Source organism: Paenisporosarcina sp. P4_D4 (assembly GCF_056401835.1).
In genome coordinates this window covers 30,027-45,709 of sequence record NZ_JBFUIO010000015.1, presented here as the reverse complement: position 1 = coordinate 45,709, position 15,683 = coordinate 30,027, and the positions used below count along the sequence as shown (strand labels likewise).

Genomic DNA, 15,683 nt, shown 5'->3' with positions numbered 1-15,683 from the left:
GTATTAGTCTAAGAAATTAGAATCCATGCAAAAAGACACCGCCAAAAATTCTCTGAATGATTGGCGGTGTCTTTTTGCAATTTTATTGACGCTTTTTTATTTCTTGATAATGGCGACGAAATCGCTACCTACTTGGCGATGTTTACTCCTAGCCCACCAGCGAAAGGTGCAAAGAACCTCTTCTGCGAAAAAGAGGACGAATGGTATCCCAACGTGTCCTTTTACTTGCTGACGATACATTAGCCAAAGAGGTGCGGAAGCCTTTTGATCTTTATTTATTATTTTTCAACAGATTCAATTTTGTCGAGCATGCGATATAAAACTACCGCTGTTTCCGCTCTTGTCGTTTGCTTTTTAGGATCGAACGTTCCGTTTGATCGACCATTGATTAAGCCCAGTTTACTTGCGTTGCTTACTGCCTCTTTCGCATATTTACTGATTTTCAAGTCATCCTTGAATTTGTCTTTTTGTGGCAAATTCGTCGTCAGTTCTGGGTTTGAATAGTCAATAGCACGCATCATCATGGCCGCCATTTGCTCACGTGTGATATCTGCGTCTGGATCGAATGAGCCGTCGTCCTTACCGTTTACGATACCCATGCGATGAGCCGCTTCAATTTGTTGGGCTGCCCATTTTTTTGAAGCTGGGACATCTTTGAATGTTCCCTTATAGTCTTCCAAAGGCACTTGCAGTGCTCTTACAAGAAGGACGGCGAATTCAGCACGTGTCAATTTTTGTTCCGGTGCAAATAATTCAGCTGTTTTACCTTCTGTTATAAAGCGTGAAGCTATTGAGTCAATTTCTTTATTAGCCCAGTGCTTGGCAGTATCTTTAAATGCGACCTTTGCAGACATGACCGTGAACATGGATGGATTCTTGGTTGAAACGGTCCAATAGCCATTCTTCTCATGCCCGCCAGCATAAACCCACGCATTCGCTCCATTGTCGTAATAGACTGCTGTCGTTCGATGTTTATTAATAGTTTGAGCTAACTTCAGTTTCAGTTCGACTGGATACTCAAGTGAGTCAATCTCTTTATCTCCTGCCATTAAAGCGATGTCCACAATATCCGTGTAACGATTGCCAGTTGGAAGACCGGCTTCTTTTTCAGCCTTAACAGTTGAAATAATCGAGATGCTATCTCGATTCTGCTGCAATTGTTTCGCAGCTTCAACTGGCAACACAACTTCATGACCGTTCTTCGTCAAGAAACGTAGGGGGGTGTCCGCAATGATTGCATTGGATATTACTTGTTTTGGAATGACCCATTTCACGCTATCGGAAGTTGGTATTTGGTCAAAAGTCCAAGAATCATTCGTTTTTGTTATTTGGCCTTCATTTACGTTAAAGATTTGTTCGTCTGTAACTGGTGGGATAGGCGCAGGAGAATTGTCGTTTCCACCGTTATCACTTTCTTGGTTACCTGTTGTGAACACGGAAACATCAGAGCGCATTTCTCCGCCAAATGAATCCTTCACTTGAACATACCAGCCATGTTTAGTCGAACGTTCGAGATTATTCCAATTTACTTCCGCAATCGAACCATCCGTGATGTTTTTAACTTCACCGATTCGTTCAGTCGTGAATACTTCTGCCTTGAACATATCTGTAGCAACAACTTTTTCTTTCGGCGTCAAGTCCGTTTCAATCATGAATTCATCTTTTCCTGGATAGTCTACCGGATTGTAGTAGTTATACTGATCTAGATAAGGTGAGTAGGTCTGCATCTGGATGGTGTTTTCAACCGGATTTACTTTCATAAGACGCAGGAAGCCTTGTCCGCCCTCAGGTCCGCCCTGATAATCGGCTAGCATTTGATACACTTTCCGATCAGCCGTACCGTCCATGTCATCATCGATTTCGTCGATCAGTGTTTCAGCGTCATGGTAATGACCTGACAATACCGCAATTACGTTTTCATTCGTCTTGACGACATCGTTGAATATTTCTTCACCGATTGGGCTTCTGTTGCCGGATACCAATAAATATTCATGGAAGGAAAGAATGGCTTTCTTTTCAGGATACTTGGCTAGGACTTCATTCATCCATGCAATATCCTCTTCATTCACTCCCCAGCCCATGTACATCATGATGAAATCATTGCCATTAGAACTGATCAGATCGTAATGGCCACGATTGTCTTTATAGGATTCCCCATAATAATCCTTGTCCATAAATCTTTGTTCCCCGAAGTATTTACTGTATTCATTATAGTCCCCTGTTTTGTGACCGACATCATGATTTCCTGCCAATACACCGTAAGGAATGTCTGCATTGTCAAGCGTGCCCATGAATGTATCCGCGCGCTCCCACTGAATCGGCTGATCGGCTTCATCGACCAGATCACCTGTATGGAAAACGTATTTCAAGTTCAGGTTTTGTTTCGCTTCAGCCATCCATTTCGTCATTCTTTCGAAGATATGTGGGTAGCTTTCGGAATAATATTGTGTATCCGACATCCAGATGAACGAATAATCGAAATCCGTCGTGGACGCAATTTCATCCTGTACCATCACTTGTACTTTTCCGTCCTTGACAAACTCTTTCCCGTTGACGGATCCATGTAAAATGAAGTTCTTGTCATCTTTTGCAACTTTCCATTCCTGCAGTTCCCATAAAGCATTTACATGATTCCAAACGTACATTGATACTTTACGGCCGATCAGTGATTTCCCTTCCCAGTTCAGGACGATTTCGTCATCTTTATCAAGATTTTCCCCTACAGCAACTTCAAATCGGTGATACGGGAATTTATCCAGTGAAGTAGTTTCAATGTACTCTCCGTCCACTTTGGCCATTTTATCTTTTGCCGTGACAACGGATTCACCTGCTGGAATCAGCTCTTTAGGCGGTTCCCGGTCTGCACTGTTTTCAAATACTGTGATTTCCTCTGCATCCGCTTCAAACTTGTGTCCTTTATAGAATGAAACATTCAGCTCATCCTTTGTAGGGTCTGTCACTTTCACTTGCAGTTTCGTCTCGTTCGGGTTGACGTTTTCCGTACCATCTACTGGAGAAATGATTTTCGGCATGTATGGTTTTTCTTCCAATACGGTAAAGTGAATATCTTTTTGTACTTCATTCATGGCAACATCTTTTGCCGTGAATGAAACTGTATGTTTGCCTTGTGCCAATTTTGCGGATGACGTCTCAAAAGGCAATGTGATTTTTTCCCCATCCAGCAACGCAGTCACGCTTTCAACTGAAGAGTACTTATCCTCAACCTCTGCCTGAATAATAAAGGCACCTTTGTATTCCTTTCCTTCTTCAATCGAAGGGGTAATGATTGGTGCACTGTTATCGATAATAACTTCAGCTTTTGTATTTTCTGCATCCTGCGCTTCGACCGTATGCGTTCCTTCAGTTTCTGCAGTTGTGTCCCAAGCGTAGGCTTTTGCACTAAATTTCTCATCCGGCAGATGGAAGCTGAAATCAATTACCGGCTTGGCACTCGCACCGTCTCCGACCGATAGCTCTTTTTCGATATCTTTGAATTGAGGATCGTAAAGAGTGGTACCATCCGCTAAAACTAATCGTACATTTTTGACATAGAAGTCATCGCGATTTTCTTCTGAATTTGTATCGAAAGGAGACACTTTTGTACCTGCACGTATCGATATTTTGGTATCGAGTCCTTGCTTAAAGTGATCAGGATCCACCGGTATGGTCAAGGTTGTATAAGTGTTAATTGTGTCATCGAAAATGTGGAGCGTTTCATTACCAATCGTGACCCCGTTTTTAAAGTATAGATTGACATTTTTCGCATCAAAGGCGAAGTATGCCTGTGTTGGTAGCGCAGGTTTGGTTTCGTCCGTGACATCCTTTTGATTAATTAATAGTTTTGAATCCTTGCCATAAGTTTTCAGCAAAACCGTTTTACTTAAATAAGAGCCATCTTCCACGTTCAATCCTGTTACAATCGAATCGTCGTTTAATATTTCGATTTTCTTAACATCCGAAGCAACCTCATTTGTGCCATCTGATACCTGAACGTAATAACTTAAGTTCTCCTTCCCAAGTAACTCTGGTGAAGCAACCGTATGAGAATAAACAGTAGAATCGTAGGTTTTGGTTAAATCGACCATACGATATTCGTCGGTTTCATTTGTTCTATAGAAAAGACGCACCGTTTTGACCATGGACTCATCCGTTACATCGAATGAAAGATCAAGATTTTCGTGTCCCGACGTCGGGATAGCTTCAGTCAAATCGCTGATTGAAGGCGCTGTTTTATCCTCAGTAAAAGTAACCTTGGCTTTTGGTATCTGGATTGGTGATAGGCTCCCTGGTGTCGCATTTTCCAAGCTGTGGCTGTATTTTTTCATGACAGTGGATTTGCCATCTGAAGGATACGTGTATAAAATGCCTTTGTTCGCAGCCACGTCATCTACATCCGGCTGGTCGTAATAATAGGCAGATGAAATATCAATGCCTGTATTTGTTGCGATGGCTAAACCGCGATGACTCGAGTTGGCCATTCCTCCAGATTGGATTTCCACGATGTCTACATTTTCAATCAAGTTCACATTGTAAATTTGGTTGAAATCAGCCACAGTCTTTTCTTGATTGCTCGCATTTTTAATCCAATAGACGATGGTTTTGCCACTAGGCAGGATAATATCCTCTTTATCTGCTTTCCATATCAAGTCCGCTTCCGGACCTTCCGCTGGATAACGATAGCGAATCTTGTAATCTTTCAAGTTAATGGCTTCTGCCGAATTGTTATACACTTCGATAAACTCATAGCCATCCAGTGATCCAACATTCGTCGAGTCTGGAACGAGCTCTGTCACAAGAAGTGCAGGAACATTTTGTGGGTTAACGTCCATACCTTCAATCAACACTTGATATTCTTCTGTCTTGGATGTATTTTGCCCATCAAATGCTTCAATGCGGTAGGTTACTTTGTTCGTCAATATTTCCGATTGGTCGATTTGGGTTTCAAACGTATTTTCTTCAGATGAACCGACCATATCCTTATGAAGCCAACTGCCATTTTCCGTCAGTTTGTAAAACAGTTTTACGTTTTCGAGTTTTGTTTCATCCGTAACCACTGCTTTGATGTTAAGTGGTTCACCAACCGCCACTTTGTCGATCGGTTGATGTGCAATGACAGGCGCTGCTTTATCCTCGACTATTGGGTCTGCAGGGGCTTGTCCCGTGATCAATCTACCTGGTGTCGGTGCTTCTGAAGACGTAAGAATGTCCATCGTTTTCCCGTCTTCCCCGGCTTTGTATTGAATGCCTTTATTTAAGCCGACATCAGCTTTTACATATTTTGCTGAAGTGAAAATATTGTTGGACATATCCGCAACCGATATCGTTCGCTCATCAGAGTTTGCCATTCCATCCGACTCGATGTAGGTAAACTGACTTTCCGATAACTGGGTATTGAATTCAGTATTGAAATCTGCAAGAGTCAGATTCGTATTTGCTTTATTCTTGACCCACACGACGAGTGTCTCGCCTGGAGCAATCGCTTTGTCTTCATTAAATGTCCAATCTACCATTTTCCCATCTGGATATCCGTAGACTAACTTGTAATTCTTTAAATCAATCGATTGGGTGCTATTGTTATATAGTTCGATAAACTCAAACGCATCCGTTGACGTATCAGCTACATTATTGCTGTTAGGCAACAGTTCCGTAATGAGGATTGGAGAGAATGCTGCGGCCTCGACATGTGTTTGGCTTTTCTGCAATAACTCAGTTGGTGATGGGATTACTGTGGAAAATGTTAAACTACTCATCAACGCTATAGGGACCAAAAATTTCTTGTTCATCTAGCAAAATTCCTCCCAAGTAAATATATTCCATCATCAGTTTACGGGAGAATTGTATGTGCATTATGAAGCAGAAGTAAAAGCTATGTAAATAAAAGGATTTTTATAAATAGAAAGTAAAGAGGAGATAAAGGAGGGACATTCGAAGATTATAAAACTTCCAGGAGATTTTAAAAGTTATAGACATTAGTTCTCTATATGATATGGATATATTTTTTAAAACGTTTGTAGAGGACATAACGGAAAGCATTGCGCCGTAATTGACGAAAAATGATACTTCATCACCCACCAGGATTCAATTCAATTCTTAATTTAATTCCCCATCTTAATAGAGATAACCTAGAAAATCTATATCGCCATCAGTCCATTCATTCATACCCATTTTCTTAATCATCAATTCACTTATTTCTTCATAGCCTATTCCCAGTATAGTTTGATTTCTATCATCGATTTTCAACCATTTACATTTGTTCTTAACAGATTTGTAGCCGTTCTTTAAATACAATGTTTGATTGTCGGCAAATAAAATTACAAAATCAATATCCTTCCCTACACAGTACTTATCAATTTCTAATAGTAAAAGTGAAGCTATTCCTTTTGAACGGGATTCCTGTGAAACACATAAATCAATTATCCCAAGCACTTTTATAAGTTTTCCATTAAGGTTCATAACTCGGTAATCTAACCCAACCTGTGCAAGAAGGTGTTTATCCTCGTTAAAGACTAAGAATCTAAAATGAGGCACTTGTTTAAAATAAATTCTATTGTTTGGATAAATACCATGAAAACTCTCAGTCAATAACTCTTGAATCTTCTCAGTTATTTCGTTATCAATTTCGCACTCTATGACCTTTTTTGTCTTCAAATTTCCTGCATTTTTCATCGTAAATTAACAATCCTTTCTTGAACTATCCTTCTTTTAGATATTTTATCAATCCAATTTATTTTGCCTTCCAAACTGTTTTCAAATAATTTAATTTGCCGCACTCGTTGGTTTGATTACTATTAAACTGAAAAATAATAAAAACTATTTGACTCTTTTATAAATCCAATTTTTTCGTAAAGTCTTTGTGCTGTTATGTTTTCCTTACCTGTCTCAAGCGAAACTCCTTTTGCGCCTGTTTCCTCTGCAAAATGAATTGCCTTCTTTATTAGATTCACAGCTAATCCTTTTTTACGAGCATTTTCTTTCACATATAAATCATTTAACACCCATGACCGCTGCATACTAACTGATGAAAATGTTGGATATAGCTGAACAAAACCAACAGGATTATTCTCATCGAAGGCTATAAAAATTACTGACTCTTCGTTAATCAACCTTTCTCTCAAAAACTCTCTTGCACCTTCCAAATTAGACGTTTGTTCATAGAACAATCTGTATAAATCAAATAGTTCTGTTAGCGACTCAAGTTCGTTTAATGTTGCTTTTTGAATTCTCATTTATGTCTACCTCCATTATCGTTCAACGATTTTGATGTAAAACACCCGTTAGCAAAACTATTACTATTTCTTTAATGGCATATATAAAGAAGGATTTAGTTCTGTACTTTCAATAACAATTGCAGTTAATCCATCATTTGATTTCGTTTCGTGCCACTCATCTTTCTCCCAAAATACAGCATCTCCAGATTGGACTTTAAAGTATTCTTCTTTATCATTACGAACAGTACCTTCTCCGGATAAGATCAACAAGAGTTGTGGAACTACCGCTTGGTGATAGCCTACAATACCATTCTTGTCTAAATGCATACAACCAATGTTAGTTGTCTTATCAGTTTGAATAATACGAGACATAATAAAATCTGAGTTGAATTTTGAAATCTGCTTACCACTTTCTTTATTAAATTGATAAAACTCCATTATGTACCTCCGATGACTTCGAAATATATTACTTTTTGTAGCTTTTCATATCGCCTACTATTAAATATTCAAATCCTTTTTTAAATAATAATGCGTGAATTCTCTGCCCACATTATCAATACTTCCGAATACTTGATAACCGTTTTTTTCATAGAAATCTAAGGCCTGAAAACTTAATGTATCTACCTTGATGAAATCGCATTTTTTCTCTAATGCGATTTGCTCGACTTCCATCAATAGCTTGGAGCCATATCCGAATTTCCGAGTTTCTTCATCAACGATTAAAGTGTGGATTTCTAACCAATTCCAGCACACTTCACCTAATAAACCACCACGAACAAGACCATTTTCATCTTTAAGAAATAAATTGATTTGTTCGTACCGCCCTCTTAAATCCTCTGGAAAATGAGCTAAGTTATATTTATATAGCTCATTATTAATGTGATTTTTGTCGTCATTATTTAATTCTCTTGTAATTTGAAAACTCATTATTTATTACTCCCTTTAATTTATTAGGACTCATTATCGTAAAATGTTCTTAACACTTACAAATCATTAAATGATTTCCATCAGGATCTTTAAAATTGAAATAGTGATTATGTTCGATATCACTTGTTAACTCAACTTGGTTTTTCTTCATGTACTGAAAAGCTTCTTCTATATTTTCTGTATTGAGATGGAATACAGGGTTTTTAAATATATTTTCTTCAGAGAAAATTTTGCTATCTAATACAATCCCCGTACCATTCATAGGTATTACATAAATATGACCAAACAGAATTTCTCCATCTGCTGGTACACCTAATATGTCACAATACCAATCTCGAGCTTGTTCTATGTTACTTACTGGAATAAAGACCGTTCCGATTTGATTTAGAATAGGACTATTCAATGTAACACCTCCATATTTAATCTCAAATTAACTTCGGTGGTTTCCGATGTTTAGTAGCTTGTTCAAAAGCATAAGCGAGTTTGATTAGTAACCCTTCACTAAAAGCAGCACCAGCAAAAGTAATACCACATGGCTTACCACTTTCCATGTATCCAGCAGGAATAGCAATAGACGGATACCCAGCTTTTGCACATATTGTGGAACCAATATAAGAAGGGAAAATGATTGCATCAAGGTCATATTTTTTCAAAGTAAAATCAATACCCATGTCCTGCGAAAAATACAGATCTTCCAATTTCGCATTCAAATATTCAGGATTTCTTAACGTGTTGGGTAAGGTCTCTCGATATTCCAACTTACCCTGACCATATTTTAATGCCCTCTGTTCATGCTGTTTATTGAATTGGATTAGTTCTGTGAAAGAATGAACTGGAACATAGGATGGTAACTGGGATAAATAATTTCCTAAACTATGTTTTAGTTCATATATAGATACTTCCCAACTCCATTCCCGATGGTAGGAAGGAATTTCGATATCCTCGATGACTTCTGCGCCTTCGCCACGTAAGGTTTGAAGTACATTGATAAACAGAGTTTTATCATATTCTCCTGATTGAAGGTAATCGTCAGAAGCATTATTGAATACGCCGATTCTGGCACCTTTTAATCCATTGGAATCCAAATAGACCGTATAATCCTGGAGTGAAATACCTTCACTTTTATATGTAGCTGGATCGCCTTTATCGAAACCTGTTAAGGAACCTAATAAGATAGCAGCGTCAGTAACCGTTCTTGCAAAAGGTCCGGCTGTATCCTGTGAATATGTAAAAGGAATAATCCCTGTGCGACTGATTAAACCTACTGTTGGTTTAATTCCAACAACAGAGTTTTGAATTGCAGGACTCAGAATGGAACCATCTGTTTCAGTGCCAACAGACAATACGGTGAAATTTGCAGCAACAGCAACGGCTGATCCTGAACTTGATCCACCGACAAAAAGGTTCGCATCTCCATATGGATTTAATACTTGTCCGCCTCTGGAGCTATAGCCTGCCCACATTTCATTCGACATGCCATTAGCCAGTTCTGTCATATTTGACTTACCTAGGATGACTGCACCTGCTTCACGGAGTTTTTGAACAAGGAACGCGTCTTTCATTGCAATATTATTTTCTAGTGCAAGTGTTCCTGCACTGGTATGCATGGAATCACTTGTTTCAATATTGTCTTTAAGAAAAACTGGGATACCATGTAAAGGCCCCCTCGTTCCTTTTGTTTTTCTTTCATAATCCATTGCTTCTGCAATAAATATGGCATCCGGATTTATTTCAATGACAGAATTTATTTTTGGACCGTCCTGGTCATACTTGGCTATTCTGTGAAGGTAATACATAACCATCTCTTTTGAGGTTATTTCACCGTTTTCTAAAGCGACCTGTATTTCATTGATTGTTATTTCTTCTTTTAAAAAATCATTAAACTTAATTTCCATGTAGTGCTCCTTTCTCAAAACCTTTTAGATTTAATGAAAGGCGATCAATAATTTAATTATTGATTACCACTGTTGTTTTTTTGACAGATGAAAGCTTGATTAGCCCCAACAATAAAAACAACATACTTACTGCCCATAAAACCCCAGCAAATCCTATTAGCAGAGAGATTTCTTCGGATGCCATTGGATGGTTTATATCAAAAGCAATCGCCTTTAGTGCTTGGCTTACGRCCAAACAAAAAAATACAAAAAAGCCAAGGACCAATGCATACGCCGCTCTGAATGGTTTTAGTTTTTTTGAGAATAACAATCTCAATACCACAATAAACGCGATACCCATTACGATCGAAAACCCAACGACTAACATACCCATTGTTTCCTGTTCCATTGGCATGTCTCCCCACTCCCAAAAGATTAAATTTTCACTTTATTTATTTTAACATAAATTTACAGAGCCATTGGTTGATTTTCAATAAACAAAGGGAGTTCAATTCATTTGCGAATTGAACTCCCTTTATCTTATTTTGTGTGTTTACGTGACCAGATGACAACTGGAATGAGCAGTAATGAGAGGAAACCTCCAACAAGTGACAGAGTGGAGTAACTAGTTAGAGCCACAAACATTCCGGAAAAGCCTCCTCCGGTTGCCCCTGCTAATGCTACCAAAACATCCACTTTCCCTTGAGTCTTTGCACGAGCGGTTGGGTGAGTTGAATCCACGATTAACGCTGTGCCACAGATCAATCCAAAGTTCCAACCAAGACCTAGGAGAACTAGTGCAATGATAAGTACTAGCATAGAATCGGCGGGTGCAACAGCCGCTACAATTGCTGCAGCCATTAACGTGGCACCAGCAGCGATGGTCATGACCATTCTTCCAAACTTGTCAACGAGAACTCCGGTCACCAAGGAGGGCAGATACATGGCCGCAACATGAAGGCCAATGACCATTCCGACTTCATCCAATCCATGTCCGTGATGCCTCATATGTACGGTAGTCATGGTCATAATGGCAACCATAACCATTTGGGTTATGACCATAACGGTTGCTCCAAGAACGATTCCTCGATTGTTGTTTGTTAATGTGTGGGAAGTCGTATCAACTAGATTACTCTCGTTCTTTATCTGCGCATCTGCAATAGCATTTGCTACGACGAGAGGATCAGGACGAAGGTAAACTAAAAGTACCAGACCTGCAACAATATAAGTTGCGGCTGCTAAAATGAACGGACCCGACAGTGCCGGGACACCAAGTGACGTAGCAAACTTGCCCATGACTCCGACCAAGTTCGGACCCGCAACTGCACCGAGCGTTGTGGAAACCATGGCAATGCTGATTGCAGTTCCCCTCTGTTTGGAAGTTGCCAGGTCAGTACCCGCATAACGTGCCTGTAGATTTGTAGCAGTGCCGAAACCGTAGATTAGCAAGGAAGCAAAAAGCAGATAGATGTTGTTAGTCAACGCTGCAATCACCACACCAATTGCCCCAATACCACCTGCAAGGAATCCAGTCGCGAGTCCAAAACGGCGCCCATAGCGTTGAGAAAGTCTCCCTACCACCAGTGCAGCCCCAGCAGAACCTAGTGTAAACAATGCGACAGGAACTCCTGCAAAACTATCCGTTCCTAGCATTTCCTGTGCAAGGAGTGCTCCGACTGTTATTCCCGCAGCTAGACCTGCCCCTCCGAATATTTGCGAAATGACTACAATCCATAAAGTCCTTCGATATAGCTGTTGTTGTTTTTCTGGAGAATCTACATAACTCTTTATCCAATCAGATTGATTGTTGTTGACTCCTGAATCATCAGGTTTTGGTGACATGGGTTTGTCCTCTTTTCTTAAGATACATCTCTATGAAGTTACTGAATCTTGTATTGTTTCTCAAAATAATTATATGCTCTAGAATTCAGAAAAGAAATTCATTATTCCCAACAGCAGCTAACTAGATGGCTCCATCTAGTTTTCGTATATAATTTAATGCATCAAATACCTGTTGGTAAGGAGCTAGTTATAATGGAAATAAGAAATGCTAAATTATCGGATGAACCTACAATCGCTGATTGGTTACAAAATGATACAGATTGTTTTTATGCAACAGGTGAAGACGTTTATTCTGCGGATATGTATCGTAGCTGGCATGAAGCTCCTGACCAATTTGGCTACATTTTAATGGAGGAAAAACAGCCTGTAGCTTATGGAGAAATTTGGGTAGACGTTGAAGAGCAGGACTTGGAACTGGCTCACTTGATTGTCCACCCTTCCTATCGCAACAAAGGAATCGGAAAACAACTTGTGCGAATGCTTCAGAAGGAATGTCTAGCCTATGATTACCCATGGGTTTTTTTAAGAATCGAGCCTGAAAATAGCCGTGCACAAAAATGCTACACAGGCGCAGGATTTATAGAAGATTTGAGTCTACGTACAACATTCAATTCAAGATGGATTTGGATGAAAGCTAAAAACGGAGAAGCATAAGAAAAAGCAGTTAGGAAAGTATCTCCTAACTGCTTTTTTTTGATTGATTTCAAAACCACAGTAAATATGGTGTGATTTATGATGGCACGCAATCAATTTCGAAACCAGGTTGACAATTTGGCCTTCCAGGTAGACAGTATCACTCTCCAGGTTGACAGAATTCCTCTCCAGGTTGTACAAAATTAGATCATCCGTACTTTAAAACAAGGAAGTGAGGTCGTGAATAGTTTGAAAAGCTATAATTCGTAGTACATGCTAAATATCAGTCAACACGACCAACGTTTCCAACACATGTTCAAGAAAATCCTCCAGCTCCCCCATGTGCTCTTCATTGATTTTGTGGTTAAATGCCACTTCAATTTTGTTCAAGTAACTTGACGCTTCCTGTCCATACTCAAAACTCAATATTTGTTTTACTTTTTGGCCTGGTTCCCATATACCATGCAAAGCTTGCTCGATCTTCATGCATTGCTCGGATACTTGTTGAACACGTTTATGAAATCTTAATACGAGGGAACACCCTGGACTTGTATCAGGCTTCTCCAAAATCTCAGCAGCTAACTCTTCCAAAGACGCTTCCAAAACAATTTCCGCTGTCACTTCTGGTTGACCGACCAATGTAAATTGGATGGCAAAACATCTACCCATAACGGAGAAATCCATTCGATCGACCCGGTTTGTAATGTCAACTTTTCGTTCGATCGTATCCAGGTCGTACACTTGATTTTCAAATGCGACTTTTAAGTTCTCGAAAACGGTTGGATCATACATATGGACACCTGACACCTCCGAGTTTTATGATGTGTAGTTAAAGATTCTGATTTCTGTTCTGCAATTTCAGCAGAAGTTGATATTGCCAAATACGTTCATTAGTCCTTGATATTTCATCAGTTTACGTTTCCAATAAACCAAATGGAGTCTCTTACAAAAGATTCATCATTTCCCTCGAATCCTTTAACTTCTAATCCATCAGGTATATGCAGACCCCATTCATTTTGAAGATACTGGACATTAGTAGAGGGTGGGAATACTTTATTGAATTCGCCGTTATGATTTAATCCTGCATAAAAACTTTCTAATCCAGCTTGAGTGTAACCGACCATAACCAAGACTCGATATAAATCTGGTATCGGTAGAAAACAGATGATTCTATATTCCTTTTCTTTTTCTGTTTTCAAATCATGCAATGCTTTAACAAAGTTAATAATCATTTGTAAGAACTCTCTTTTTTGGGATTTAGGAAACTTACTGTAATCCCCAAAATCTTCGTATATATCATCAAAACTATAGGATCTACATCCAAGATACGAAGGGCTTAAGTCTGGTGGGACTGGTAGCGATTGTGACCATTCTTCAATATTGTTTCTAAAATTACGGAACTTCCTTGTTTTTCCACGCACTTTCTTTTCTCTTAACATATTTAATGAAACACCTCTATTTTCTGTCTTACTTCTTAAGCAGTCTCAATCCCCTATAATGTTTTCTGATTGAAATGATCTAACGCTACATTGACCGAATACATGTCGTGAATGTTATTTTCCAGACAGTACTGGATGACTAAATCAAAGACATTGCTGTCTGATAATGAGTATCCTGCAGCACTCAAAAGCTCTTCAGTGTCATCGCTATCGAGCTGCAATGCCAAAGCCAGCGAAATGGTTGTATTTTTACTTGGACGATAGTCAGTATTGGAGCGAATCTTCGAAAACAGTTTGCGATCGATTCCCGCTTTTTTGTAAATATCGACATCACTCACTCCGGCATGATCAATGAAGCGAAATAACACTTGATTCAATGTAGGCTTGCGATGATTTTTTATATAGTCCTCCAAATCAATCGTGATATTTTCAGATTGTCGGCAGTACTCCAAATCCACTTGCGACTCTAATGTCATGGTCATTATCTCGTTATGTAAGTGATTCTGTATGTACTCTGCTAATTCATTCAAAATGTGCTGATTGAGCAAAAACATCCGCCTCCTAAAATGTCGCTTTGCAGGCGACCAAATCAATTTAAAAACTGGTTATGATTATCTTACCAACAAACGAAAGAGGATGATGACTTTGAATAACAATCGTACAGAAATTATTTTCTTGCTTGATCGAAGTGGCTCGATGTCTGGACTAGAAAAAGATACAATCGGAGGTTTCAATTCCTTTATTGAAAAGCAGTGTGAACTCGATGGAGAAGTCTCCCTTACGACAGTTCTGTTTGACCACGAATATGAAATTTTGTGGAACGGCATTAATGCAGCTGGTGCAAAGCTAACTAGTGAAGATTATTATGTAAGAGGTTCAACTGCCTTGCTTGATGCAGTCGGGAAAACCATTTTGGATGTCGACCGCAGATTATCCAAAACACCAGAAAATCTTAAACCGGGCAAATTCATATTCGTCATTACAACGGACGGAATGGAAAATGCAAGCCGTGAATTTACGCATGAAAAAGTGAAAAAGCTAATTAAACACCAGGAAGATAAACAGAAATGGGAGTTCATTTTCATCGGAGCCAACATGGATGCGGCAAAAGAAGCAAGCAGCATGGGCATTCAAGCAGAAAATGCATTTGATTTTGTTGCATCTGAGGATGGTGTTGAGTCCATGTATAACATGGTAAATGAGAATATTTCGATGAGAAGAATGGGTAATAGCAATCGATAGGTATTAGACATGCAAAAGACAAAGCAGTTAGGAAGATATCTCCTAACTGCTTTGTCTGCTATACATGCTTGTGACATACTTTTAAAGGTGCAGCTGTTGCTACAACCCAGTCGAGCAAAACAAGACAACCCGCCATCCATTCGGATCTTCAATTGTAATGCTATCGCCTTGCCAATAAGGATTTTCCGCTTCAACCTCCGGGTATCCCATCTTATCTAACCTCTTAGCAACATCGGTAATTACATCCCAATTCGGTAAATAAAGAACAAGTAAATTGTCTTTAGTTGGTGCTGGGCATGGCGTCCCTGATACATGACTCGTAAACTCCAAGTGATAGTTTTTGTCGGGAAGCCCTAACATCACCCCGTCATATCCGTCATGGTTCCAGAACTCTCCTACTCTTTGGAGACCCAACCCTGTTTCATAAAACTCTACTATTCTTTCGAGTTGATCCGTTGGTCTGGCGATTCTCATCTGCACCACGGGAAGGCTATTGGACCAAGGACTTTTCACTTTAA

The 15,683-nt window shown here is 39.3% G+C and carries 15 protein-coding genes; 2 read left to right on the top strand and 13 right to left on the bottom strand.

The window, feature by feature from the left end:
* Positions 1-278: 278 nt before the first annotated feature.
* The 9 genes from AC1DSL_RS06320 to AC1DSL_RS06280 form a co-directional block, all read right to left on the bottom strand.
* Entirely contained in the window at positions 279-5,783 is a 5,505-nt protein-coding gene (locus tag AC1DSL_RS06320) for an S-layer homology domain-containing protein (protein WP_477531587.1), read from the bottom strand.
* Positions 5,784-6,108: 325 nt separating this feature from the next.
* Positions 6,109-6,666 carry a GNAT family N-acetyltransferase gene (locus AC1DSL_RS06315; protein ID WP_477531586.1) on the bottom strand — a complete coding sequence of 186 codons (558 nt, stop codon included), beginning with the start codon at positions 6,664-6,666 and terminating at the stop codon, positions 6,109-6,111.
* A 122-nt stretch (positions 6,667-6,788) separates the two neighbouring features.
* Complete coding sequence (locus AC1DSL_RS06310; RefSeq protein WP_477531585.1) at positions 6,789-7,226, bottom strand: GNAT family N-acetyltransferase; 438 nt, start codon at positions 7,224-7,226, stop codon at positions 6,789-6,791.
* A 63-nt stretch (positions 7,227-7,289) separates the two neighbouring features.
* Positions 7,290-7,646 carry a cupin domain-containing protein gene (locus AC1DSL_RS06305; RefSeq protein WP_342542984.1) on the bottom strand — a complete coding sequence of 119 codons (357 nt, stop codon included), beginning with the start codon at positions 7,644-7,646 and terminating at the stop codon, positions 7,290-7,292.
* Between the two features lie 60 nt (positions 7,647-7,706).
* Positions 7,707-8,135, bottom strand: coding sequence for a GNAT family N-acetyltransferase (locus AC1DSL_RS06300; RefSeq protein ID WP_477531584.1), 429 nt, complete (start codon positions 8,133-8,135; stop codon positions 7,707-7,709).
* A 49-nt stretch (positions 8,136-8,184) separates the two neighbouring features.
* Positions 8,185-8,538 (bottom strand): VOC family protein, encoded by a 354-nt coding sequence (locus AC1DSL_RS06295; protein WP_477531583.1) that lies wholly within the window; start codon positions 8,536-8,538, stop codon positions 8,185-8,187.
* Positions 8,539-8,560: 22 nt separating this feature from the next.
* Positions 8,561-10,030 carry an amidase family protein gene (locus AC1DSL_RS06290; protein WP_477531582.1) on the bottom strand — a complete coding sequence of 490 codons (1,470 nt, stop codon included), beginning with the start codon at positions 10,028-10,030 and terminating at the stop codon, positions 8,561-8,563.
* A gap of 52 nt (positions 10,031-10,082) precedes the next feature.
* On the bottom strand, positions 10,083-10,418 hold the full coding sequence (locus tag AC1DSL_RS06285) for a hypothetical protein (RefSeq protein ID WP_477531581.1): 336 nt from the start codon (positions 10,416-10,418) through the stop codon (positions 10,083-10,085).
* Between the two features lie 131 nt (positions 10,419-10,549).
* Entirely contained in the window at positions 10,550-11,851 is a 1,302-nt protein-coding gene (locus AC1DSL_RS06280; protein ID WP_477531580.1) for an MFS transporter, read from the bottom strand.
* 192 nt (positions 11,852-12,043) lie between these two features.
* Here AC1DSL_RS06280 and AC1DSL_RS06275 point away from each other — a divergent pair, with 192 nt between their 5' ends.
* Positions 12,044-12,505, top strand: a complete 462-nt coding sequence (locus AC1DSL_RS06275; protein ID WP_477531579.1) for a GNAT family N-acetyltransferase — start codon at positions 12,044-12,046, stop codon at positions 12,503-12,505.
* Positions 12,506-12,760: 255 nt separating this feature from the next.
* On the opposite strand, the gene AC1DSL_RS06270 is transcribed toward AC1DSL_RS06275, so the two are convergent.
* The 3 genes from AC1DSL_RS06270 to AC1DSL_RS06260 all read right to left on the bottom strand — a co-directional run bounded on the left by AC1DSL_RS06270 (position 12,761) and on the right by AC1DSL_RS06260 (position 14,477).
* Positions 12,761-13,276, bottom strand: coding sequence for a hypothetical protein (locus tag AC1DSL_RS06270; protein ID WP_477531578.1), 516 nt, complete (start codon positions 13,274-13,276; stop codon positions 12,761-12,763).
* 116 nt (positions 13,277-13,392) lie between these two features.
* The gene (locus AC1DSL_RS06265; RefSeq protein ID WP_477531577.1) at positions 13,393-13,923 is read right to left on the bottom strand and encodes a DUF3916 domain-containing protein; all 531 of its coding nucleotides are present in this window, start codon (positions 13,921-13,923) and stop codon (positions 13,393-13,395) included.
* 53 nt (positions 13,924-13,976) lie between these two features.
* Positions 13,977-14,477 carry a hypothetical protein gene (locus tag AC1DSL_RS06260; RefSeq protein ID WP_477531576.1) on the bottom strand — a complete coding sequence of 167 codons (501 nt, stop codon included), beginning with the start codon at positions 14,475-14,477 and terminating at the stop codon, positions 13,977-13,979.
* Between the two features lie 85 nt (positions 14,478-14,562).
* On the opposite strand from AC1DSL_RS06260, the gene AC1DSL_RS06255 reads away from it, so the two are divergent.
* Positions 14,563-15,165 carry a vWA domain-containing protein gene (locus tag AC1DSL_RS06255; RefSeq protein WP_477531589.1) on the top strand — a complete coding sequence of 201 codons (603 nt, stop codon included), beginning with the start codon at positions 14,563-14,565 and terminating at the stop codon, positions 15,163-15,165.
* A 99-nt stretch (positions 15,166-15,264) separates the two neighbouring features.
* Here AC1DSL_RS06255 and AC1DSL_RS06250 read toward each other — a convergent pair whose 3' ends face one another.
* Complete coding sequence (locus AC1DSL_RS06250; RefSeq protein WP_477531588.1) at positions 15,265-15,639, bottom strand: VOC family protein; 375 nt, start codon at positions 15,637-15,639, stop codon at positions 15,265-15,267.
* Between the last annotated feature and the right edge of the window lie 44 nt (positions 15,640-15,683).